Below are 2,276 nucleotides of genomic sequence, written 5' to 3'. Positions count from 1 at the left end.
ATCGGGCGCGGGGGCCGCACCGCCGGAACCGATGGCCGGGGCGGCCTCGACCATGCGCGCGGCCAGGCCGGACGGGACGCCGGTCAGCTGGCCGGTCAACATGTTGGACACCGGGGCGAGCAGCAAACCGATCGGGAAGCCGGACATGGGAACCCCTGCCCACCAGGCTGGATGCTGATGGGGCTTGTCCCATATCTAGGCAGCGGATGCGACGGGCGCGTGGCGGCGGGGTGACGATCCGGCGGCAGCCCGGATCAGCCCGGGTCAATCCGGATCAGCTCGGATCAGTCCGGATCAGTCCAGTCCAGCCCGGGTCAGCCCGGACCAGTCCAGTCCAGTCCGGACCAACGAGAAAGGCCCGACCGCCAAGCCCGCTGGCTGGCCCGCCGGGCGGAAGGTCGTCACTCCTCTCCGGACCCTTCGGCCTTTTCAGCCCTACCGGTCCCCCGGGTGGATGCCCGGGTACCAGGCAGGGGCTCACCGGGCGCTCAGGGCCGCGTGTCCAGCAGTTCCAGCACGGTATCGGCCAGCCCGGCCCCGCCCTCCGTTTCGGGCCGGTCGCGGTAGGTGTAGCGCACCCGCAGCCATGGCCGGTCGATACGGATCAGCCGGTCGAGGCGCACCGGCGTGCCCAGCAGTACAAGGTCGCAGGGGGTGGCGTTGATGGTGGCTTCCAGGTCGTCCAGTTGCCTGCGCGAATAGCCCATGGCGGGCAGGGCCTTGCCCAGGTGGGGGTAGTTCTCGAACACCTGCTTCAGCGAGCCCTGCGCATACGGGCGCGGATCGGCGATGCGGCCCGCGCCGTGCATCTCCGCCGCCGCCTCGGCAGCGCCGAAGGGCAGGCCGCCGTGGGTCAGGGTGGGGCCGTCTTCCACCAGCAGGACCCGCGCCTTGCGGATGGCGGCGGGGTCGTCCACCTCTACCACGGAGTCCGCCAGCAGCACCCGCGCGGCGGGGTTGGCGGCGGCGATGCTGGCGCGCACCGTGGCCACCTGTTCCGGCGTGGCCGTGTCCATCTTGTTGATCACGGCCACATGGCACATGCGCAGGTTGGTTTCGCCGGGGTGGTAGGTCCGCTCGTGCCCGGCGCGCAGCGGGTCCAGCACGGTCAGATGCACGTCCGGGCGAAAGAAGGGGGTGTCGTTGTTGCCGCCGTCCCACAACAGCACGTCGGCCTCGGCCTGCGCCGCCGCAAGGATGCGCGCGTAGTCCACCCCGGCGAACACGGTGATGCCCGCGTCCACCAGGTGTTCGTATTCCTCGCGTTCTTCCACCGTGCAGTCGGCGGCGTCCATGTCCGCGTGGCTGGCGAAGCGTTGCACAGCCTGCCGCTCCAGGTCGCCGTAGGGCATGGGGTGGCGCACCACCACGGGGCGGATGCCCCGCGCCAGAAACGCCGCGCACAGGTGTCGGGTGACCGGCGACTTGCCGCAGCCGGTGCGCACGGCGGTAACGGCCACCACGGGCTTGTCCGCGCGCAACATGGTGGCGGCGGGCGACAGCAGGCGAAAGTCCGCCCCGGCGGCCAGCGCCAGCGAGGCGGCGTGCATGACCGTTTCATGCGCAACGTCGCTGTACGAAAAGATCACCTCATGCACGTCGTTGTCGCGGCACAGGGTCGTCAGCTCGCGTTCGGCCAGGATGGGCACCCCGTCCGGGTAGCGCGGCCCGGCCAGCGCCGCCGGGTAGCAGCGCCCGTCGATGTCCGGGATCTGGGCGGCGGTGAAGGCCACCACGTGCACGGCGGGGTCGTTGCGCAGCAGCACGTTGAAGTTGTGGAAGTCGCGCCCGGCGGCGCCCATGATCACCACGTTGCGTACCCCAGCGCCGTCGGCGGGCACGGGCGCGCGGCAGGTGGCGGCCAGTTTGGCAGATTGGGCCAGTGTGGCCGGTTTGGCGGGTTTGGCAGATTGGGCCGACTGGGCAGGTTGGCAGGAGTGGTCGTGCTGGTCGGAGAGGACGGGGCTGGCGGCGCGGGATGATCTGGTCATGCGGCGGGCCTCCTTTGGTGGCGGTAGGGGGTAGCTTGCGATGGTCCGGAGTGATTGGACGGGCCCCCCCGTATTCATGCGGGGGATATTTATCATGACATGGCAAGCTACGCGGACGGCGTCAACCCGCGGGCAGGGAGGCCCGCAGGGTTTGCGCAACCCTGCCGCGGTGGTCGTGTCCGGCGGTAGCTGGCAGCTTCCGGCGGCATCCGGTTGCGACCGGCAGCGGGCCCTCGCAAATCGGCGCGGATCGGCGCGGATCGGCGCGGATCGGCGCGGATCGGC

1 protein-coding gene is annotated in these 2,276 nt (G+C 70.9%); it reads right to left on the bottom strand.

Annotated features, from left to right (window positions below; all coding sequences use genetic code 11):
- Window positions 1-488 precede the first annotated feature (488 nt).
- A complete protein-coding gene (locus tag FVW20_RS13035; protein WP_372435000.1) occupies window positions 489-1,802 on the bottom strand; it encodes a cyclic 2,3-diphosphoglycerate synthase in 1,314 nt (437 codons plus the stop codon).
- Window positions 1,803-2,276: the final 474 nt, after the last annotated feature.

Origin of the sequence: Nitratidesulfovibrio oxamicus (assembly GCF_015731765.1) — a bacterium.
In the GTDB taxonomy this organism is placed as follows: domain Bacteria; phylum Desulfobacterota; class Desulfovibrionia; order Desulfovibrionales; family Desulfovibrionaceae; genus Cupidesulfovibrio; species Cupidesulfovibrio oxamicus.
This window is presented reverse-complemented; position numbering and strand designations above follow the sequence as displayed.